Below are 19,634 nucleotides of genomic sequence, written 5' to 3'. Positions count from 1 at the left end.
CGAAAAGTATCTATAAAATGAAAAACACCGCCCCGATATGGTCCCGTGAGGCTGCTCAAGCTCTGTATGACCTTCCGCTGATGGATTTGCTGTTTCGTGCGCAGACAGTACACCGCGAGAACTTTGACCCCAACAAGGTCCAGACATCGAAACTGCTGTCGATCAAAACAGGTGGCTGTGCCGAAGATTGCGCCTATTGCTCGCAATCAGCACGGAACGGATCAAAGCTGTCGGCCTCGAAACTGATTGAGGTTCAGCGCGTTCTGACCGAAGCCCGCAAGGCCCGCGACGGTGGGGCAACCCGTTTCTGCATGGGCGCTGCTTGGCGCGAACCCAAGGACCGCGACATGGATGCGCTTGTCGCTATGGTCGAAGGTGTGCGCGAGATGGGGATGGAAACGTGCATGACCCTTGGCATGTTGGACGATAATCAGGTGGTTCGTCTGCGCGATGCGGGGCTGGATTACTATAACCACAACATCGACACGTCCGAGCGGTACTATCCCGAAGTCATCACCACGCGCACCTTTGCGGACCGCATTGACACGATGAACCGCGTGCAGGAAGCAGGCATCAAGGTCTGTTCCGGCGGCATCCTCGGGATGGGGGAAGAGGTTGAGGACCGGGTCGATATGCTGGTCACTTTGGCCAATATGAACCCGGCACCGGATTCGGTGCCGATCAACATGCTGATGCCGCAGGAAGACACGCCTTTGGCAGACGCCAAGCCGATCGATCCGATCGACTTTGTAAGGGTCATTGCCGTTGCGCGGATTATGATGCCACAATCTTATGTACGGCTTTCCGCAGGGCGCAGCGATATGAGTGAGGAATTGCAAGCCATGTGCTTCTTCGCTGGTGCGAACTCGATCTTTGTTGGTGAAACGCTTTTGACGGCAGAAAACCCCGAAGAAGACACTGATGCCATTTTGTTTGCCAAGCTTGGGTTGCAGGCGGAAACATCGGTCGAAAAATCCTGTTTGGATGCTGCTGAATGAAAGCACTGAGTCGGTTGAACTCGATGCTTGAACTGTTGGACACCCGGCACCGCCGCCGGGTGTTGGCACCACCGCGCGGCCTGGATTTTGCGTCCAATGATTACCTCGGATTGGCGCAATCGTCATTCCTGCGCGATGCCGCGCAAACGGCATTGGCGCAGGGCGTGCCGTTGGGATCCGGTGGTTCCCGTCTTTTGCGGGGCAATCATCCCGAACATGAGGCGCTTGAACACGAGGCCGCCGCCTTTTTTGATGCTGAGGCTGCTTTGTTCATGGGCGGAGGATTCCAGGCCAATCAGGCGATTTTCTCGACCCTTCCTGCCGCCAAAGATCTGATCCTTTACGATGCTTTGGTTCATGCAAGCGCGCATGAAGGCATGCGGATGGGACGCGGCCAAACACGTGCCTTTGCTCATAATGACGTGACCGCAGCACGTCTGGCCATTGAGGCGTGGTTGGCAGAAGGCGGGTCTGGTCAAATCTGGATCGCAGTAGAAAGCATCTATTCCATGGAGGGCAACATTGCGCCCTTGGCCGCGCTGTCTGATCTGGCCTGCGAACACGGTGCCATATTGGTCGTGGATGAGGCTCATGCGACCGGAGTATTTGGCGCTAATGGTAAAGGTCTGGCGCATGGCCTAAAGGCTGAGTTGCTGACTCTGCACACATGCGGCAAAGGGTTAGGGGTTTCGGGCGGATTGATTTGCGGTCCTCGAGTGATGATCGAAACACTGATCAACCGCGCACGTCCGTTTATCTTTGCCACGGCCCCATCACCGTTCAACGCGGCCCTTGTTCGCGCGGTTCTACAACATCTTCAAACAGATAGTTTGCCGGCCCAGAACGCCCTGTCCCGCATCCGCCACGCGCATGCCGTTGCACGTCAGATCGGAATACCCCAAGAGGCGCTGAACAGCCAGATTATCCCCATAATTCTGGGCGATGACGCCAAAACCATGGAAATGGCCGCAACGTTACAGGCCAAAGGTTTTGATGTCCGTGGTATCCGGCCGCCGACCGTGCCACGGGGCACGTCGCGCCTGCGCGTGTCGATCACCGGCAACGTAGACAAGGATGACATAAGCGCCCTGTTCGAAACACTGGCGCATCAACGGGCGGAGGCGGCATGAGCGCTGTTATCGTCACAGGCACCGACACTGGTGTCGGAAAAACGGTTGTTGCTGCGGGCCTGACGACCGCGCTTGGCGCAACCTATTGGAAGCCGGTGCAATCCGGGCTTGAGGATGCATCGGACACAGAAACCGTCGCGGCGCTTTCCGGTGCTGAAATTTTGCCGGAAGCCTATCGCCTGAACATGCCAGCCTCACCCCATTTGTCAGCCGAAGACATGGGTGTCGAGATTTCGCCGGATCGGCTTGGGCTGCCGCAGGTCAACGGCCCCTTGGTCGTCGAGGGGGCAGGCGGGATCATGGTGCCGCTGAACCGCAAGACCTTTTTCCTTGATGTCATCTCGGGGTGGCAGGCACCCGTGGTTCTTGTGGCCCGGACCGCGTTGGGGACGATCAACCACACAAGCCTGTCCCTGATGGCCTTGCGGGGTGCGGGTTGCAACGTCGTCGGCGTGGCGTTTGTAGGCGACGCTGAGCCAGAGGTTGAACAGACCATCGCCGAGATGTGTCAGGTTACCTATTTGGGACGCTTGCCGTATCTTGAAACCCTGACGCGGGAAACGCTATCGGATGCCTTCCATGTGATCGACACCGCAACAATTCGGAGGGCTCTGTGACCGCTCTGGAGTTTGATGCCCGCCACCTTTGGCATCCCTATACGAATGTTCTGAACCCTGGTCCGATGCATCTGATCACCGAGGCCGAAGGGGTATGGCTGACCCGGGAAGACGGCACTCGGATGATCGACGCAATGTCGTCGTGGTGGTGTGCGGTGCACGGGCATCGTCATCCAGCCATTACTGCTGCGATGCAGGAACAGCTGCGGCAATTGCCCCATGTCATGTTCGGTGGCCTGACGCATCGACCCGCAATTGACCTAGGCCGCAAGCTGGTCGAGCTGTTGCCTGACGGGCTGGATCGCATTTTCTACAGCGACAGCGGATCGGTCGCGATTGAAGTCGCTTTGAAAATGGCCGTGCAGTTTCAGATGGGGCTGGGTCACACGGGGCGCACGCAGTTTGCGACCATTCGCGGCGGTTATCACGGGGACACATGGAAAGCGATGAGCGTCTGCGACCCCGAGAATGGGATGCACGGGCTGTTCAGTGGCGCGCTGTCAATCCAACATTTCCTGCCACGCCCGCCGATATCGTTTGAGCAGGAATGGACGGATGATCCAACCCTGAATGGGCTGGATGCTTTGGAAGAGCTGCTGGAAACCAAGGCCGATCAAATCGCGGCCCTGATCCTTGAGCCTGTGGTGCAGGGCGCGGGTGGCATGTACTTCTATCACCCCAAGTGGCTAAAAGGCGCGCAAGACCTGTGTAAAGCACTTGGAATTCTTGTGATTTTTGACGAAATCGCGACCGGGTTTGGTCGCACGGGCGAACTGTTCGCGATGAACCACGCCGAAGTGGTTCCGGACATCATCTGTTTGGGCAAAGCTTTGACTGGCGGCCATATTACTCTGGCCGCGACCGCCACGACTGAAGATGTCGCGCGCCGAATTGGGGAAAGCGAAGCCAGCGTTTTGATGCATGGCCCGACCTATATGGCCAACCCGCTGGCCTGTTCTGCCGCGGTGGCCAGTCTGGAACAATTATCGGTCAGAGATTGGCGTGCCGAAGTGCACGCGATCACCGACCAGATGAAGCAAGAGCTTGCCCCCGCACGTGAATTGCCAGGCGTTGCCGATGTGCGCGTGCTTGGCGCGATCGGGGTCATCGAAATGGAGCAATGGGTTGATCCTGCGGTTGCGCATGCGCTCGCACCCGATACCGGCGTTTGGTTGCGCCCGTTTGCCCGCAACATCTATTGCATGCCGCCTTACATCATCTCTGCGAATGAATTGAGCCGTGTAACATCGGCCATGATCTCGCTCGTCAAAGGCATGTCATGAAACAGCGGTGGTTATCGCGTTCGGGAACGAATGAATTGATCCTGATTTTTGGTGGTTGGGCGCTGGGGGCTGCGCCTTTTGCTGGGCTTTCAGGGCGCGGTGATGTGCTATTCGTCGACGACTTCCGCCACCTTGACGATCCTCTGCCTGATATTGCGCAATATGACCGCGTCAATCTGGTTGCCTTTTCTTTTGGTGTCGCATCTGCGGGCCACTGGCTGGCGCAAACTGGGTTTCGTCCCGATCGGCTGATTGCTGTCAGTGGCACGCTATGTCCGGCTGACCCCGAGCGTGGCATCGCGCCGGATATGATCCGCGCCACGGCGGAAAACCTGACCGAAGCCAGTTTCGCAAAGTTCTGTCGCCGTGCTGGAATGAACGGGCCGGTTCCTGAAATTGATCTGGAGGCTGCGCAGGCAGAGCTTCACGCCGTGATCGACCGTGGTGGCGCACCCGAAGTGGCGTTTGACCGGATTTGGATCCCCCAGCGGGACCGTATTATCCCGGCCCCCGCACAAGAGGCGGCATGGGCGCACCAACAATCTGCCGTGCGTGGTATTGCCACCCCGCATGTTCCGTTTCGCGACAGCCAAAACTGGCAGGAGTGGGTCGCATGAACGTACAGATCGCAGACCGCGTTCAGCGCAGTTTCAGCCGCAGTTTCCGCAGCTATCACGGCTCGGCCAGCCAGCAAGCCAAAATCGCGGATCGGCTGGTCCAAGAGATGCGGGTCGGCGGCGCGCCGCATCGTTTCGCGACCGGATTGGAATTTGGCTGTGGTACCGGCCACCTCACGCATCGGGTGTGTAGCGCATTCGATATTGGCCAGTTGACGGTCAATGACCTGTCGCCCGAAGCAGCTGAGACCGCAACAGCGGTCGGCGCAGACTTTTTGTGTGGTGATGCCAAAACTGTTGAATGGCCACCTCAGCCCAATTTGGTCATTTCCGCATCCATGATCCAATGGCTGTTCGATCCCGAAGCCTTCTTGCAAAAGGCGGCCAACGCATTGGCTCCTGGAGGTTGGTTGGCGGTTTCAGGCTTTGGACCAGAACAGTACCGGGAGCTGATGAAAGTCGGCTCCACAGCCAAAGCGCCGGGCCTGTGCCGATCTGAAGATTTGGCCGCGGCGGTCGAAGGCCGGTTAGAGATTATCAGTTGCGGCGAAATTCTCTCTGCATTGCGCTTTGATACGCCCCGAGGCATTCTCAATCACCTTCGAAGAACTGGGGTCAACGGGCGCGCGCAGAAGGCCTGGACCAAAACCACCCTTGCCCAATTCTCGGAACACTATGTCCGACACTTTGGTGACGATGATGGCGTGACCCTGACATATAACCCAACATGGATCGTGGCCCGCAAACAAGGTTGAATATTGCTACCAATCAATGCGCTCATAGGCTTCGGTCTGGATACACGAGATCTCAGAGCTCGGGTTGGTCAGTACTGTTTCGGCCATGACATCAACGTCGGTTTCCGCGTCACTTTGCGACTGATCTATGTGCCACGACGCCGGCGGTTCAACCTGCATTGTCGCAGCAAGCGTTTCGGACAGATCAAGGGCAAAGTCTTTTGCAACTTCATCTGTTTGCCCGACGTCCAGTGCAAAGGGAATCTCCGAGGTCAATTGCGCCCCATTAAATCCGGTGTCCGTCACCAAGATTTCCCCGTCGATTGAGCCTTCGAATCCTGGGGGCGGGGATATCTCAAGAAAGCCGAGATCCCAGCCGGACAGATCCGCCGAACCGCCATCAGTCATTAGTGAATCCTCGCCGCTGATCAGTAGCGTATTTGGTGGCAGCCCTTCCAATGATACAGCAGCCTGATCACTTGCTTGGTCCAACTCGATTGCGACTTCAAAAGCCCCGTTTTCACCAAAATTCGGGGCTGGGTCGGCCTGCAAAAGCTCACGCCCCGTTGTGTCGGGCCCATCCCATTCCAATTTCAACCCCGCACGGCCGTAGTTCTCAAAATACCGAACTTCGATATCATAAGTGCCAGGTTCCAGGTCGATTTCTCCGGTCCGCGTCCGGAACCCATGCAGACCATTATTGTCCACGATCCTAAGCCCGTTGACGAAGACCGCTACGCCATCGTCCGCACCTGCAAAAAAAGCGTAAGAACCGCCTTCTTCGATTGTTATTTTACCTTCGAGTTTTGCCCCAAACGTATCCCTTGAACCACCTTCCCAGAACGAGTTGCGACTGTTTTCAAAATTGATTTCAGGCACAAATTCCCGATGCGCCGGGTCAGCGGACCAGTCGATGTCGTCCAACTTTGACAACCTGTTGTCCATGTCAAAATAACTGGCACGGAATCCGCCCACAATTTTGACATCTGGTGAGGGCAAGTCAGCCTGAGTTACTTCGAAAGTCAGATATTTTACGCCGTCGTGACTGCTGTTTTCACCGGTTGGCGTAGAATGATGCAGAGCCGTTTCGACCGTTCCCTCAAATTCTGGCGGCGGTGTTACGGTGATCATCCCACCTTGCCAGCCTCCCATCTCTGCGATCCCGTCCGTGTTTGCCGCAAATTCGGTTCCGCCAATCTCGACAATTGTTCCGGTGGGCAGACCTGTCAGTTCGAATGAGGTTTCATCGGTCACGCTGAGCGTTCCCATATCCACATCAATGGCCAGCGGCGTGCCCGAAACGGTTTGGGCCTCGGACATGTCCGGGGCTGTAACCACCTCACGTCCGTCAAGACCTGGGCCCTCCCATTCAAGCTTCAGTCCAGCCCGGCCGTAATTTTCGAAGTATCGGATTTCGATCGAATGTGTTCCCGGTTCAAGCTCAACTTCACCAGTTCGAGTTCGAAACCCGTGCAGCCCGTCATTTTCAACGACCGGTTGGCCGTTGACTACCAACATCGCGCCATCATCGGCGCCCAGAAAGAAAGTGAATGTTCCGCCTTGCTCAACCTCGATACTGCCATTGATCTGGACGCCAAACGTGTCTTTTGCGCCTCCATCCCAGAATGTGTCGTGACCGTTAGCGTAGTTGACTTCGGGCTTAACTTCTTCATGGGTCGGCTCTGCGGTCCAGTTGATGTCTTCCAGTTTGGAAAGACGATGATCAACGTCGAAGTATTTGGCGTGAAACCCTGACGAAAACGTCATCTCGTCCGTATCTGCCACATTGACCGTAAAGCTTTCGGTCTGACGTAACCCGCCTTCGTCAATCACCGTGACATCAATAGTGACCGAGGATGCCTCTTCATAGTCCAGTGCCACGCCGGGCTTCAGACGCAGTTGATTGTCAATAACTTCGAACCGGTCATCCGAGACTTCAAACTCATGGGTATCGTGCAAGTCCGCATCCACGAAACTGAGTTGCCCCACAACGGCCCCATCGACGTTTTCGGCCACTGTCTGCTGCGCGGCGGTCAGAGTGATGTTATCAACCAGGGCGCCGTAGGTATCATTCTGGCCCTCAGGTTCGCGCAGTTCCTGCGTGTCTTGCCCGGTTCCAACGACTTACATCTGGAACGTCTCCCAATCAGCGGAATGCGGGTCCAGCTCCGCCACCAGATTGCCGTTCCAATGGACCTCGACTATATCGGTTCCACCTGCGAGGCGCTCACGCAGGTCAATGCCCAGATCATAAAGCTGACCTCCTCTGTCTGGACGACCTGGGAAATACTGTCGATGCCGCGACCATGATCCATCTCAAGCAGCTGATCGCAATCGGACGCTTTCGTACCGCCTTAATGATCCCAAATTTCCAATCCATGCGCGTCTTGCCAGGACCCGCTTTCATCCGAGCCAAAACCCTTCCATTACCATTTCCCAAGTCAAATTCTTCGAAACTGCCATTCTGAATAAGGTTTTCAGAGGTGTTGTCCAGCACCAGATCTGTCGGACCCTCGTTCATATCCTGAACGTCCACGATGAAACGCTCGGTCAGGGTGGTTCCGCCAGCGTCCGTGATGGTAACCTCTATCTGTGCCGCTTCTTCATGATCCAGTGCAATGCAGGGCTTTAGCTGCAACTTGCCGTCCACGATTTCAAAACGGTCGTCCGAGATGTCAAAGCTGTGCGTGTCCGACGCATCCGGGTCGACGATGGAGATGTTCCCGATCAACGCGTCATTGGCGTTCTCGGCGACAGAAATGTTGTCCACAGTGACATCTTGCGGCGCGTTGTTTTTGGTCTGCGTGGCGGTTGGTACTGCCGGGGTTGCATCCAGATTGGGTACGCTTGGCAGTTCCGGACGAGAGGTCGGGCCGCTTACATGGGTATTTCCCCCAACTTCGGTTGTTTGGGCGTTGAAATTGCGGCTCTGAATGTTTTTACCCCGGCCGAGTTTTCGATAATTTCCATCGCCTCTGCCTCGGTGTTCTGTGCAATTGACCTAGCCAACGTGTTCGTTGAGTTAAAAGTAAGGTCGAAGGACGCCCGCAATCCATCTATCCTGTACCTCTGACAGATGAACAAACTGGTGAAACCTATTTCAGGACCTCGTTTCAACTGGCCGAAACCAAGGTTGGTACGGGCCCGTGGGAACGCCCACTTCAAGCTGGGATGACTGTTGTTGCGGAAATGACGATGGGCGATCAGTACAGCAAATTGAGCGTCAGGAGTGAAACAACAAGAAACAGGATCGTCATGACCCCCCCTGAGCGTACAAAGTCCATAACTTTATACCCTGCAGGACCCATGATCAGGGCGTTTACCTGATGGGTCGGTATTATGAAGCTGTTCGATGTTGATATGGCAACCGTCAGAGCAAATAGGGCCGGATTTCCGCCAGCTGCCACCGCAATGGAAACGGCCAATGGAACAAGCAGAACGGTGGCCCCGACGTTGGACATCACCAATGAAAACGCCGTGGCCAAAATCGCTACGCCGGCCTGAAGGGACCAGATCGGCCAGCCGTCCAGAATGACCATGATCTGTTGTGCAATCCACGCGGCCGTGCCGGTATTCTGCACCGCCTGACCCAATGGAATAAGGCATGCGAGCAAAAAAACAGTATTCCATCCAACCGCACGGTAGGCTTCATCGACACTCAACACACGTGCCAACATCATTCCCGCGGCCCCAGTCAACAGACAAAGCGAGAGCCGAATGTCGGTGAACAAGATCATCGACAAGGAAACGGCGAAAAACGCTAGCGCCCAACCGACCTTTTGCGGGCGCAACTCGTCTTGGGGGAAGTCGGTGGTGACGACCACAAAATCGGGATCGCGCTTGATTCGCATCAGGTTGTCCCAGCGTGTATGGGCTACTAGCATGTCGCCTGCGTGAAACTCCTCAAGCCCGATTTGAGTGGACTCGTGCGTTTCGGATTCAACATGGCTGAGCGTTTCCTCGCCGCGATGGATGGCAAGCAACGACATGCCATATGTCTTGCGAAACAGAAGCTCACGAGGGCATTTTCCAATCAGCTTGCTGTCCGGTGTCACAACGACTTCGGCGACACCGGCATTGGTTGGAGCGAACTCTTCGACAAAGATGTCCAATGCCGGCAGCACGGTCAGCCCGTATTTCTGAGCAAACTCCTCTACGACCCAGCGCCGACCTATGATCGCCAATCGGCAAGGCGAAGCAATTTCAGCTGTCAAAACCTGAACCATCGAAGTCTTACCACGATAGAATGTCGAAATGATGTACAGGTGGTTTTCGTGGTTTATGTCGGCCAAAATCTGCCCGACCAAAGGGCTTTCGGCTGGAACGATTACTTCGAAAACGTCGGCTTTCAGGCCGTAGACACGTTGTAGATACTCCTGCGTTCCCTGTCCGGTCCCGGTGTTTTCCGATCCCTCATCACCCGGTAAAACCCACCGACCCAGCAGCAGAAAGTAGGCGATGCCGGTCAGGATCAGAACAATCCCTATCGGCGTCACAGAAAAAAGACCGAACTGTTCCATTTTTCGACCTTCGGGCAGGCTATTGTTGGCTGACTGGATCAGATCGTTCAGCAATATAAGAGGCGAAGATCCGACCATCGTCATTGTGCCGCCAAGGATGGCGCAGAACCCCATGGGCATCAGCAAGCGCGACAATGGGATGCCTGATCGGGAAGATATTCGGCTGACGACCGGAAGAAACAGCGCGGCGGCTCCAACGTTCTGCATGAACGAGGAAATGACCCCTACGGTGCCCGAAATAATCGGCAGCACGCGTTTCTCGGACGTTCCGCCATATTTGAGAATAACAGCGGCGACTTTGTTCATAATGCCGGTCTTGTCGAGCCCCGCGCCAACGATCATGACCGCTATAATGGAAATCACCGCATTGGATGCAAATCCATCAAACAGGTGCGGCACGTCAGCGAGCTTTTCGAGCCCGGGCGCGTAACTGAGAAGGCCAATAATGACCAGAACAAGGATGGCAGAAAGGTCAATTCTGACGATTTCGGATACAAAGAGAAAAACGGTGAAGGCAAGAAGGGCGCAAACGACACCCATCTCAAAATTGAAGGCCACCTGTTCCACAATCGTCACCAGGAATTTGTTCTTACATTAAAGAAACATCTAACCCATCAATGTTGGATTGTCATGATGTTTCAAAACCGCAAGCCTGGGCGAAACAAAATTACCACCACTACCAAAATGCCACGTTTCGAACTGGTGCGTGGAGCCCCTTTGATTGCTTGTCAGGCTGGGGCCTTCACGCCTCTCAAATCATCGTGGTCAACCACGCCCACGGTAAGGCGGCACACCCTGATCCGGGATCCAGACGCCTTCGGGCGTTGGGCCAGTTTGCCAGAACACGTCGATCGGAATGCCCCCGCGCGGATACCAGTACCCTCCGATACGCAGCCACCGTGGTTCCAGAAACTCCTGCAGCCGGCGGGCAATCGAGATGGTGCAATCTTCGTGAAAGGCACCATGATTGCGGAACGAGCCCAGAAACAGCTTGAGTGCCTTGCTTTCCACCAACCACTGATCGGGCACGTAATCTATCACCAGATGGGCAAAATCCGGTTGGCCCGTCATTGGGCAAAGCGAGGTGAACTCGGGCGCGGTAAAGCGCACGTTGTAATCCACATCAGCCTGCGGGTTCTGCACGCGTTCCAGAACCGCCTCTTCCGGGCTGGCCGGCATTTTGGTGTCTCCGCCCAACTGGGTGAGGTTGCTGTAGATACTATCGGTCATCTTGTCTCTCCTGCGGTCAGACGCCGCGTTTGTTGCCCCAGATCAGCACGTGTAGCTGGGGCAGAATGCGAGGCGCGAACCAACCGGCATTCAAAGTCTTATCTATCAGCCATTCCATACGGCTGGTGGCATTGTTCAAATCAACAGGGCTGGCCGGGTCGGCTTCCGGGTTACCGGGTTGAAGATACAGCGGAAGGTCCGGATACCGGTCGGCTACGCTGCGTGCCCAGTTAAAATCCGTGTCGTCAAAGATCACGATCTTGAGGACAGTTTGCGCGGGGCGCACGTTGAGGCAGGCGTCAAACGCCGTCCAATCCATATCTTCGCCACTGCTGGGGGGTTTCGCGCTGAGAACAAGCATAGCAAGGTCGGAAAACCACGGCTTTGCGATTGACCCTTGGGTTTCGCATACAAAGGCATAGCCTTCCGCTTTGCCCTGCCGGATCAGCGGGCCAAAATCCTGAATGGCGGGATTTCCGCCAGACAGAGACACGGTCAGTGGCCGCCCGCCTGACAAACGCTGAACCTCAGACCAGACGGCCTGCGTTTCCATTGCTGCCCAATCGTGGCGATAGGCGCTGTCGACCGCATGGAGGCTGTCGCACCAGCTGCACCGGAAATCGCACCCGCCCGAGCGTACAAATACCGTCGGCTGACCGATCAGCGCTCCTTCGCCCTGTACTGTGGGGCCGAAAATTTCTGATATTCTAAGGGTCATGGGCGATACTCGGCCCATGTCTTGGGCGTCTCGGACACTTTCACCGCAGCGGTTTCGGGCCAGCGGGCCGCGCACCAGTCAAAGAAATGCCGCGCAAGGTTCTCTGCGGTCGATACGACGTTCAGCACATTGTTCAGATGCCGGTGGTCAAATTCATCGTCGATATAGGTCTTAAGCGGTTTCAGCTCGTGGTAATCCCGCACGAACCCATCCGCGTTCAACTCACGCTGGGCCAATTCGACCACGACGACATAGTTGTGACCGTGCATCCGGGCACACTGATGATTTTCGGGCAGGTGGGTCAGCTGGTGCGAGGCGGAAAAGTGGAACTCTTTGGTGATCCGGTACATCAGACCTGTGCCCCCGCGATGGCCGACTTCCAGAATTCGGCGTCTTCGTATTGCGTTGGGTCCGGCACACCGGCCAGATCAAACGCCTCGCGCCGTTCAACGCATGTTCCGCAACGGCCACAATGCACGTCGTCGCCCTTGTAACAGGACCACGTCTGATCGAACGGGGTATCCACGCGCGCGCCTTCGCGGACAATATCGGCTTTGCTGCGGTGCACGAATGGCACATGCAGCGCCACATCCGCGTAGCCGTCCAGCGCGGCGCGCTGCATGGTGTCAAACGCATCTGTGAATGCCGGACGGCAATCGGGATAGATGAAATGGTCGCCGCCATGCACAGCTGTCGCGACTGCGTCGTCACCCTGCGCTGCTGCCACGCCATAAGCGATGGTCAGCATGATCGCATTGCGGTTGGGGACAACCGTGACCTTCATCGTTTCTTCCGCGTAATGCCCGTCAGGCACGTCGACATCGTCGGTCAAGGCCGAGCCTGTCAGCGACGCGCCGACAGAACGCAGGTCGATCACATGATGAGGCACGCTCAGCCGCTCTGCGCAGAGGGCAGCGAAGGTCAGCTCCTTGGTGTGGCGTTGGCCATAGTCGAAAGACACAAGCCGTGACAGGTTTCCTTCTGCGGCCAGCACATGGGCAAGCGACACGGAATCCAGTCCGCCGGAGCAGACCAATGTAGTTTTCATGTTTTCAGTCCTTGTTTTGATAACCGGGTAGGCTGCGACCGGCGGGCGGGACGCTTATGGTCTTTTACCGGTAAGCGCAATGCACGAATTGGTGGAATCGAACGGCCGTTGTGCCTCCTAAGGATCGGGGAAGCGCGGCGGCAAAAGCCCGGCCTGAAACCAACTGACCAGTGTCACGATGGAAAAGACGGGCAATTCTGTGGCGCGCTGAATATCTGCCGCGTAAGGGCACATATTCGTGCATTCCAGTACAATTGCACCGAGATCAGGGTTTTGAGACTGCAACGCAAGCGCTGCATCGACGTTGTCTGCACGCGCCTTGTCGACCTCCAGGCTAAGTTCGTTCCCCAGTATCGCACGTGTGAATTCGCGCCCGCCTTCGGTGGTACCGATGGGTGTACCGTCCGGAACCTGAGCGCTTTGCAGGTGATCGTTGGTCAGTGTGGATGCCGATATGGTCAGAATTCCGGCGCGCTTTCCCGCGGGAAGAACTCGATTTACCATCTGCACCTGCATTAAAGATGAGGTCACAACCGGAACCGGCACAGCCTCGGACAACTCTTTCTGAAACAGGGACAGAAACCCGCAATTGGTGGTAATGCCGTCCGCGCCGTCCTTGACCAGTTCACGCGTGGCATCGATGAATGCGTCCAACATGCCCTCAGCCCGGTGCCGAACGACCAGGTCCGGCGAGGCATCCCGCACAATGCGATAGAGCACCGGAAAAGGCCATGTCAGCGCATTTCCCATATCACCGGGGATGCGTGGGAATTGGGCGTCTAGCATCAGAATACCCACCGACGCTCCGTAAATGGATTTGCCACCTTGGGCGATCATCCGTGCGCCTCCTCGATAATGCGGGCCGAGATGTCTTCGGACCCTTCCATGTAGATGCTGGATATCCCGTGGCGCACGGCGTCCTGCACCTGATCCATTCGCTTGGAAATATGGGCACCCAGTACGCGCGCGGCCTCATCCGCGTCGCGATCCAGCAAGGCCTGCATGACCCGTTTATGTTCGTCTTTCGAGCGTTGAACCCGATCCAAGCTCATGGAAACCCAGCGGATATATCGGATGCGTTCATTGATCCGGGTCAGGGTTTGCACCAGCTCGTTGTTGCCAGACAGTTTGGCGATGCCCAGATGAAAGGCCTCGTCCTTGCCGACGGCTTCTTCGACGGTCAGGCCGGTGATGTCGATGCCGGTCGCGTAAAGCTCATCCCGAAGTGATTGAAGGTCTGCGTCTGACGCTTTGTCGCAGGCACTGCGCGCGGCAGCAGATTCGATGATTTGGCGCAATTCGAACAAATCATACACGCTCTGCGCGTCGAGCGGGCGGCAGAAAAACCCCTGGCCGGGGCGAAAGTCGAATAAGCGCTCCGCCACCAATCGGTTTAGAGCTTCGCGCAGGGGGGTTCGGCTGACACCCAATTCTTTCGATAGTGCCACTTCATTCAATCGATCACCCGGCCGCAGGCGAAATGAGACGGCCATCGCCTTTACCTGTTCATAGATGTCGTCAACGCGTGGACCCGCCATAAGTACTGCCTTTTTCGTTTTCCAAGGCGTGCCACAGGTCGTTCTTGAAATCAATATACAAAACTGTATACAGTTCTGTGTGCAGTTCAGAATCAAGGGAACCGAGCCATGACAGGGACGAACTATCTGACGGGAGCCGAAGCAATGGTGCGCATGCTGGAAGCACACGGCGTGAAACACATGTTCGGCCTGTGTGGTGATACAACGCTGCCTTTCTATGATGCATTGGCGCGGATGGATCATGGTATTCAGCACATTCTGACCCGGGATGAGCGTCACGCGGCCTATATGGCGGATGGATACGCTCGCGTCACCGGCAAGCCGGGCGTCTGCGAAGGCCCGTCCGGAGGCGGGGCGACCTACATACTGCCGGGGGTGATCGAGGCCAGCGAAAGCTCGGTTCCCATTCTGGCGATCACCTCTGACGTGGCGACGACCAGCCGCGGAAAATACCCGTTGACTGAGTTAGATCAGGCTGCGCTGTTCAAGCCGTTGGCAAAGTGGAATGCGTCTCTGGACGACGCCTCGCGTTTACCTGCGATGGTGCGGGCTGCGTTTCGGGCCATGACGACCGGAACGCCGGGCGCCACACATCTGGCGCTGCCCTTTGATACGCAGAAAGGTCCGGTGGACGAAGCTGAGGTTTGGGCAGATGCACGCCACCGCAGCTATCCCGCTGAACGGGCTGGACCGGATCTGGATGCCATTGAAGCGGCCGCGGATATCCTGGCCAAAGCCAAATCAGCAGTCATCGTTTGCGGCGGCGGGCCGGTTCTGTCCGGGGCCGAAGAGGCATTGCATCGTGTTGCCACCCTGTTGGATATCCCAGTTGCCACAACAGTTTCCGGTCAGGGTGCCATTGCCGAAACGGATCCGCTGGCCTTGGGCGTCGTTGGCTCGAACGGTGGTGTTCCGGCCACGCGCGCCATTGTGGATCAGGCCGATGTGGTCATATTTGTCGGATGCCGCGCGGGGTCGGTCACGACCGAACGCTGGCGCAGCCCCGGGCGGGATGCCACCATCATCCATATAGACAGCGACCCGATGGTGATCGGCGCAAATTATCAGACCGAAGTCGCCATTTGTGCCGATGCCCGTTTGGCGTTAGAGGCTTTGGCGGGGTCGCTTGAGACGCGGCACGATCTGCCAAGTTTTGGTGGAGCGGCCCAAGCCCGTGCGGCCTGGGAGGCCAAGTTGCAAGCGTTCGCACCGCTTGCGGCCAGTCGCGACACCCCGATCCGGCCCGAAGCCGTAATGGCGGCTCTTGCAGACATCCTGGACGATGATGCGATTGTTGTCGCTGATCCGGGCACCCCGTGCCCTTACTTCAGCGCCCATTACCGCTGGCGCAAACCGGGGCGGCATTTTATCACCAATCGGGCGCATGGAGCGTTGGGTTATTCGCTTGGTGCGGCGATGGGCGCCCATGTAGGTCGACCATCGGTCAAGACATTGTCCGTTATGGGGGATGGATCGTTTGGCTTCACTTGCGGTGAGTTTGAAACGATGGTGCGGCACAAAATGCCGATTACCTCGATCGTATTCTCGAACTCGGTCTTTGGTTGGATCAAAGCGGGTCAGGATGCAGGCTTTGGGCAGCGTTACTACAACGTCGATTTCAATCGGACCGATCACGCCGCTGTTGCGGCGGCATTTGGGGTCAAATCCTGGACAGTGAAAGACCCGGATGATCTGCGCAGAGTTTTGAAGCAGGCCGTTGAGCATGATGGCCCGACGCTGGTCGACATCCACTCACAACAGCTTCACGAAGCTGCAGCACCGGTGTCGGAATGGGTGGCATAAGACGCGATTGACGGGGTCAGTTGGGCCAGAAACTCCTGCGCAATCATTGATAAAGGGCGTCCTTTTGCGGTGATTATCGCAAGATCCAGCGTAACGGCTGGTGTGAAAGGGCGGGTTTGATATCCGCCCTCTTCATCGAAGGTCACTGTGAACGGATCAATCATCGCCACGCCCATGCCCTGTTTGACAAAGCTCAGCAGGTTTTCCGACAAATGCGTGTGAATTCGCGTCTGCCAGGCGCGCTCTGCAGTCTGAAAAATGTCGCGGGTTCTGCGATGGGTTTGGTGCTCGGGGCCCATGACGATGAACGGCTCATTCTCCAACAGCTCTGGTGTCAGAACGTCATGGGTCGCCAAATGGCTACCCTCGGGGAACGTGGCCATCGTTTCAAATTGGAAGACCTGAAAGTTCAGCGTGTCATGGAGTATTGGCATCTCGACGATGCCGATCTCGAACAAGCCCGAGGTTACCCACTCCTGTATTTTCGAAGAATACTGGGACTGGAAGCTGACGGATAGATTGGGGCGTGATTTGGCAAAACGGGCAATCTCTCGCGGCATGAAACCGAACGACAATAAATGCGGCGCTGCGACTTGCAATTGCCCGGGGTGCTTGTTCTGAAGATCCGATACGGCCTGCGCGACATGATCCAGCCCGCGGACCACGGTATCGACCTCTCGATACAAAAGCTCGGCCTCTGGCGTCGGCAAAAGACGTCCTTTGTTGCGTTCGAACAAGGGCAGCCGGGCCTCGCGTTCCAGCTGGGCCAACAGATTGCTGATGCCCGGTTGCGAGATTCCCAGAACCGACGCGGCCCCAGTCACGGTACCCGTTTCCATGATAGCGTGGAACGCCTGCAACTGACGAAAGCGCAGAGACATAGCTTACCTTATCATTTCTTATGATGGACTCACGAAAACATAGTATTTGAAATGATATGCCGGTCAAGGCAGGCTTCCACCTACCGCTGGGGAGGACGAATGGTCGATCTGACACAACAAATCATAGGTTACGACCTGTGGCATCTTGAACTGCCTGTCACATCTCGCCGGGACCACGGTATTGGATCTGTCGAAGGTGTGTGCGAGGTCGTTGTCCTACGCCTGACGTCCGAGGATGGTAGCCACGGATATGGCGAAGCCTCACCCTGGTCCGTATTCACCGGAACGCCCGAAGCAACTTACGCCGCATTGAACAGGTATCTGCGTCCGTTGGTGATGGGGGCGAGGGTTGCTGACAGAGCCGCCATCATGGTGCAGGTCGCATATGCGGTTGCGCATTGCACCGAGGCTAAAGCGGCGCTGGAAGCGGCTTTGCTTGATTTGACGGGCCGGATCAGCGCCGTTCCTATCTGGGCCTTGTTGGGAGGGAAATGCCGCGACGCGATCCCGCTCAGTTGCTCTATCGCCAACCCCGATTTTGCGCAGGATATAGATCTTCTGGCCCGTTTGCAGGACGACGGTGTGCGGATCGTGAAGTTGAAGACTGGGTTCAAGGATCATGCTTTCGATATCATGCGGCTTGAGTTTTTGGCGAAGCATTACCCACAGTTCTCGGTGCGCGTTGATTACAATCAAGGTCTGTCGATCGAGGACGCACCGGCGCAGGTACGGGACGTGGCATCATTCAATCCCGATTTCATCGAACAACCGGTACGCGCACATCACTACGGCATGATGGCGAAGCTACGGCAAATGACGGATGTGCCGCTACTGGCCGATGAAAGCGTTTTTGGCCCCGAGGATATGGAACGGGCTGCGCGTGAGGGTATCTGCGACGGTGTGTCGATTAAAATCATGAAATCCGGAGGTCTGGTGCGCGGGCAAACAGTCGCTCGCATGGCTGCAGCACACGGCCTGAGTTCTTATGGCGGAGATATGTTTGAGGCTGGCCTGGCACATCTGGCAGGCACTCACATGATCGCCGCCACACCGGAAATTACGCTGGGCTGCGAGTTCTATCAGGCCTCTTATTTTTTGGCAGAAGACATTCTTGAGGAGCCTTTCAAGGTGAAACAGGGCCAGGTTGTCGTCCCCGACTCACCGGGTCTTGGAGGAAACCCGGACGAGGCAAAGCTGAACCACTATGCTGTTTCCAAAGCGGTGGCGGCATGAGCGAGAAAAAGACAATTGCCATTATCGGTGCTGGTATCGTTGGTGTCTCGACCGCCGTCTGGCTGCAACGTGACGGACATAACGTCATCCTGATTGACAAGGCCGGCCCCGGAGAGGGCACCTCGCATGGCAATGGTGGTGTGCTGGCCTCTTGCTCGATCATTCCGGTCACGGTGCCGGGGCTGCTTAAGAAAGCGCCCAGGATGCTGTTTGACCCGTCGCAACCTCTGTTCATGAAATGGGGCTATGTACCCAAGCTCTTGCCGTGGTTGACGCGCTATCTGAAACACGCAAACGCAGGTGACGTCGAACGTATCGCGGCCGCGCTAACCCCCATTGTCGGAGACAGCCTAAACGATCATCAGGCGCTGGCTCAGGGTACGGCGGCCGAGAAATGGATTGTGCCATCCGACTACCTGTTCCTGTACGAAAACCGCCAGCATTTCGAAGGCGATGCCTTTGGTTGGGGTGTTCGGCGCAAGCACGGGTTCAAGTGGGAAGAACTAGAGGGTGCCGCGTTCCACGCCCACGACCCGATCTACAACAAAGATATCGGGTTTGCTGCCAAACTTTCCGATCACGGACACATTACCGATCCCGGGCGGTACGTGAAAGACCTCGCCGCACATGTCGAGGCCAACGGCGGCAGGGTCATCCGTGCTGCTGTTGAGGATGTCGTACACGAGAACGGTAAAGTCTCAGGCGTTCGAGTGGCTGGTGAGACCATCCCGTGTGACACTGCAATTGTGACTGCGGGCGTCTGGTCGGGGCCTTTGGCCAGCAAATTGGGCGTTTCTGTTCCACTGGAGACAGAACGTGGTTATCATCTTGAATTGGTGGAACCTTCCGCGATGCCGAAAAGTCCGGTTATGGTTGCTTCGGGCAAGTTTGTTGCCACGCCGATGGACGGCCGCATCCGGCTGGCTGGGATTGTCGAATTCGGCGGGCTGGATGCGCCGCCTTCGAGGGCACCGTTCGAACTGATGCGCAAGAATGCCCGGGCGGCCTTTCCGGGAGTGACATGGAAGGACGAAGTAGAATGGATGGGGCACAGGCCCGCGCCGGCAGACTCGATCCCGATCATTGGCGAGGTGCCGGGAATTGACGGAGCGTTTATGGGGTTTGGCCACCATCATATCGGCCTCACGGGCGGGCCGAAAACAGGACGTCTGCTGGCGCAGATGATCGCGGGCAGGACCCCAAACGCAGACATGAGCGTCTATGCGCCGTCTCGCTACGCGACTTAAGAAATGTCCGGTAACACAAGCCGGCAACACAAAATTA

19 protein-coding genes are annotated in these 19,634 nt (G+C 56.6%); 9 read left to right on the top strand and 10 right to left on the bottom strand.

From position 1 onward, the window contains the following. The first annotated feature begins 17 nt into the window (after positions 1 to 17). The 6 genes from bioB to DK510_RS04335 are packed head-to-tail and all read left to right on the top strand — an operon-like array spanning position 18 to position 5,400. Entirely contained in the window at positions 18 to 998 is a 981-nt protein-coding gene (gene bioB, locus DK510_RS04360) for a biotin synthase BioB (protein ID WP_109311056.1), read from the top strand. Next, positions 995 to 2,128, top strand: coding sequence for an 8-amino-7-oxononanoate synthase (locus tag DK510_RS04355; RefSeq protein WP_109311055.1), 1,134 nt, complete (start codon positions 995 to 997; stop codon positions 2,126 to 2,128). Before bioB ends, DK510_RS04355 begins: the two co-directional genes overlap by 4 nt. Further along, positions 2,125 to 2,745: a dethiobiotin synthase gene (gene bioD / locus DK510_RS04350; RefSeq protein ID WP_109311054.1), complete on the top strand. Its 621-nt coding sequence runs from the start codon at positions 2,125 to 2,127 to the stop codon at positions 2,743 to 2,745. The genes DK510_RS04355 and bioD overlap by 4 nt, the downstream gene beginning before the upstream one ends. Further along, positions 2,742 to 4,028: an adenosylmethionine--8-amino-7-oxononanoate transaminase gene (gene bioA, locus DK510_RS04345; RefSeq protein WP_109311053.1), complete on the top strand. Its 1,287-nt coding sequence runs from the start codon at positions 2,742 to 2,744 to the stop codon at positions 4,026 to 4,028. The genes bioD and bioA overlap by 4 nt, the downstream gene beginning before the upstream one ends. Positions 4,029 to 4,063: 35 nt before the next feature. After that, positions 4,064 to 4,645, top strand: coding sequence for a pimeloyl-ACP methyl esterase BioG family protein (locus DK510_RS04340; protein ID WP_234998898.1), 582 nt, complete (start codon positions 4,064 to 4,066; stop codon positions 4,643 to 4,645). Then, the gene (locus DK510_RS04335) at positions 4,642 to 5,400 is read left to right on the top strand and encodes a methyltransferase (RefSeq protein ID WP_160116441.1); all 759 of its coding nucleotides are present in this window, start codon (positions 4,642 to 4,644) and stop codon (positions 5,398 to 5,400) included. Before DK510_RS04340 ends, DK510_RS04335 begins: the two co-directional genes overlap by 4 nt. Positions 5,401 to 5,406: 6 nt before the next feature. Here DK510_RS04335 and DK510_RS04330 read toward each other — a convergent pair whose 3' ends face one another. From DK510_RS04330 to DK510_RS04285, 9 genes are all read right to left on the bottom strand, one after another. Further along, a complete protein-coding gene (locus DK510_RS04330; protein WP_109311050.1) occupies positions 5,407 to 7,395 on the bottom strand; it encodes a PA14 domain-containing protein in 1,989 nt (662 codons plus the stop codon). Positions 7,396 to 7,627: 232 nt separating this feature from the next. Continuing rightward, positions 7,628 to 8,149: a hypothetical protein gene (locus tag DK510_RS04325; protein ID WP_109311049.1), complete on the bottom strand. Its 522-nt coding sequence runs from the start codon at positions 8,147 to 8,149 to the stop codon at positions 7,628 to 7,630. Between the two features lie 433 nt (positions 8,150 to 8,582). Further along, complete coding sequence (locus DK510_RS04315) at positions 8,583 to 10,439, bottom strand: SLC13 family permease (RefSeq protein WP_109311193.1); 1,857 nt, start codon at positions 10,437 to 10,439, stop codon at positions 8,583 to 8,585. A 225-nt stretch (positions 10,440 to 10,664) separates the two neighbouring features. Next, the gene (gene queF, locus DK510_RS04310; protein WP_108859684.1) at positions 10,665 to 11,129 is read right to left on the bottom strand and encodes a preQ(1) synthase; all 465 of its coding nucleotides are present in this window, start codon (positions 11,127 to 11,129) and stop codon (positions 10,665 to 10,667) included. 16 nt (positions 11,130 to 11,145) lie between these two features. Further along, positions 11,146 to 11,847 (bottom strand): 7-carboxy-7-deazaguanine synthase QueE, encoded by a 702-nt coding sequence (gene queE, locus DK510_RS04305; RefSeq protein ID WP_109311047.1) that lies wholly within the window; start codon positions 11,845 to 11,847, stop codon positions 11,146 to 11,148. Then, positions 11,844 to 12,197, bottom strand: a complete 354-nt coding sequence (gene queD / locus DK510_RS04300) for a 6-carboxytetrahydropterin synthase QueD (RefSeq protein ID WP_109311046.1) — start codon at positions 12,195 to 12,197, stop codon at positions 11,844 to 11,846. Before queD ends, queE begins: the two co-directional genes overlap by 4 nt. After that, positions 12,197 to 12,895 carry a 7-cyano-7-deazaguanine synthase QueC gene (queC, locus tag DK510_RS04295; protein WP_109311045.1) on the bottom strand — a complete coding sequence of 233 codons (699 nt, stop codon included), beginning with the start codon at positions 12,893 to 12,895 and terminating at the stop codon, positions 12,197 to 12,199. The genes queD and queC overlap by 1 nt, the downstream gene beginning before the upstream one ends. A gap of 117 nt (positions 12,896 to 13,012) precedes the next feature. Next, positions 13,013 to 13,732 carry an aspartate/glutamate racemase family protein gene (locus tag DK510_RS04290; RefSeq protein ID WP_109311044.1) on the bottom strand — a complete coding sequence of 240 codons (720 nt, stop codon included), beginning with the start codon at positions 13,730 to 13,732 and terminating at the stop codon, positions 13,013 to 13,015. Continuing rightward, a complete protein-coding gene (locus DK510_RS04285) occupies positions 13,729 to 14,433 on the bottom strand; it encodes a GntR family transcriptional regulator (RefSeq protein WP_109311043.1) in 705 nt (234 codons plus the stop codon). Before DK510_RS04285 ends, DK510_RS04290 begins: the two co-directional genes overlap by 4 nt. Before the next feature lie 108 nt (positions 14,434 to 14,541). On the opposite strand from DK510_RS04285, the gene DK510_RS04280 reads away from it, so the two are divergent. Further along, entirely contained in the window at positions 14,542 to 16,236 is a 1,695-nt protein-coding gene (locus tag DK510_RS04280) for a thiamine pyrophosphate-binding protein (RefSeq protein ID WP_109311042.1), read from the top strand. On the opposite strand, the gene DK510_RS04275 is transcribed toward DK510_RS04280, so the two are convergent. Beyond that, the gene (locus DK510_RS04275; protein WP_109311041.1) at positions 16,197 to 17,117 is read right to left on the bottom strand and encodes a LysR family transcriptional regulator; all 921 of its coding nucleotides are present in this window, start codon (positions 17,115 to 17,117) and stop codon (positions 16,197 to 16,199) included. The genes DK510_RS04280 and DK510_RS04275 overlap by 40 nt on opposite strands. Positions 17,118 to 17,216: 99 nt before the next feature. Between DK510_RS04275 and DK510_RS04270 the strand changes: the two genes are divergently transcribed. Together DK510_RS04270 and DK510_RS04265 are read left to right on the top strand one after the other, a co-directional pair. After that, positions 17,217 to 18,350, top strand: coding sequence for an enolase C-terminal domain-like protein (locus DK510_RS04270; RefSeq protein ID WP_109311040.1), 1,134 nt, complete (start codon positions 17,217 to 17,219; stop codon positions 18,348 to 18,350). After that, positions 18,347 to 19,597 (top strand): FAD-binding oxidoreductase, encoded by a 1,251-nt coding sequence (locus tag DK510_RS04265; protein ID WP_109311039.1) that lies wholly within the window; start codon positions 18,347 to 18,349, stop codon positions 19,595 to 19,597. The genes DK510_RS04270 and DK510_RS04265 overlap by 4 nt, the downstream gene beginning before the upstream one ends. The last annotated feature ends 37 nt before the right edge of the window (positions 19,598 to 19,634 follow it).

It is taken from the genome of Ruegeria sp. AU67 (assembly GCF_900312795.1).
GTDB classification, from domain to species: domain Bacteria; phylum Pseudomonadota; class Alphaproteobacteria; order Rhodobacterales; family Rhodobacteraceae; genus Ruegeria; species Ruegeria atlantica.
This window is presented reverse-complemented; position numbering and strand designations above follow the sequence as displayed.

Coding starts and splice junctions, on each gene's coding strand:
- bioB (WP_109311056.1), top strand. CDS start 18: ATGAAAAACACCGCCCCGATATGGTCCCGTGAGGCTGCTCAAGCTCTG.
- DK510_RS04355 (WP_109311055.1), top strand. CDS start 995: ATGAAAGCACTGAGTCGGTTGAACTCGATGCTTGAACTGTTGGACACC.
- bioD (WP_109311054.1), top strand. CDS start 2,125: ATGAGCGCTGTTATCGTCACAGGCACCGACACTGGTGTCGGAAAAACG.
- DK510_RS04335 (WP_160116441.1), top strand. CDS start 4,642: ATGAACGTACAGATCGCAGACCGCGTTCAGCGCAGTTTCAGCCGCAGT.
- DK510_RS04315 (WP_109311193.1), bottom strand. CDS start 10,439: ATGGGTGTCGTTTGCGCCCTTCTTGCCTTCACCGTTTTTCTCTTTGTA.
- queF (WP_108859684.1), bottom strand. CDS start 11,129: ATGACCGATAGTATCTACAGCAACCTCACCCAGTTGGGCGGAGACACC.
- queE (WP_109311047.1), bottom strand. CDS start 11,847: ATGACCCTTAGAATATCAGAAATTTTCGGCCCCACAGTACAGGGCGAA.
- queD (WP_109311046.1), bottom strand. CDS start 12,197: ATGTACCGGATCACCAAAGAGTTCCACTTTTCCGCCTCGCACCAGCTG.
- queC (WP_109311045.1), bottom strand. CDS start 12,895: ATGAAAACTACATTGGTCTGCTCCGGCGGACTGGATTCCGTGTCGCTT.
- DK510_RS04290 (WP_109311044.1), bottom strand. CDS start 13,732: ATGATCGCCCAAGGTGGCAAATCCATTTACGGAGCGTCGGTGGGTATT.
- DK510_RS04285 (WP_109311043.1), bottom strand. CDS start 14,433: ATGGCGGGTCCACGCGTTGACGACATCTATGAACAGGTAAAGGCGATG.
- DK510_RS04280 (WP_109311042.1), top strand. CDS start 14,542: ATGACAGGGACGAACTATCTGACGGGAGCCGAAGCAATGGTGCGCATG.
- DK510_RS04275 (WP_109311041.1), bottom strand. CDS start 17,117: ATGTCTCTGCGCTTTCGTCAGTTGCAGGCGTTCCACGCTATCATGGAA.
- DK510_RS04270 (WP_109311040.1), top strand. CDS start 17,217: ATGGTCGATCTGACACAACAAATCATAGGTTACGACCTGTGGCATCTT.
- DK510_RS04265 (WP_109311039.1), top strand. CDS start 18,347: ATGAGCGAGAAAAAGACAATTGCCATTATCGGTGCTGGTATCGTTGGT.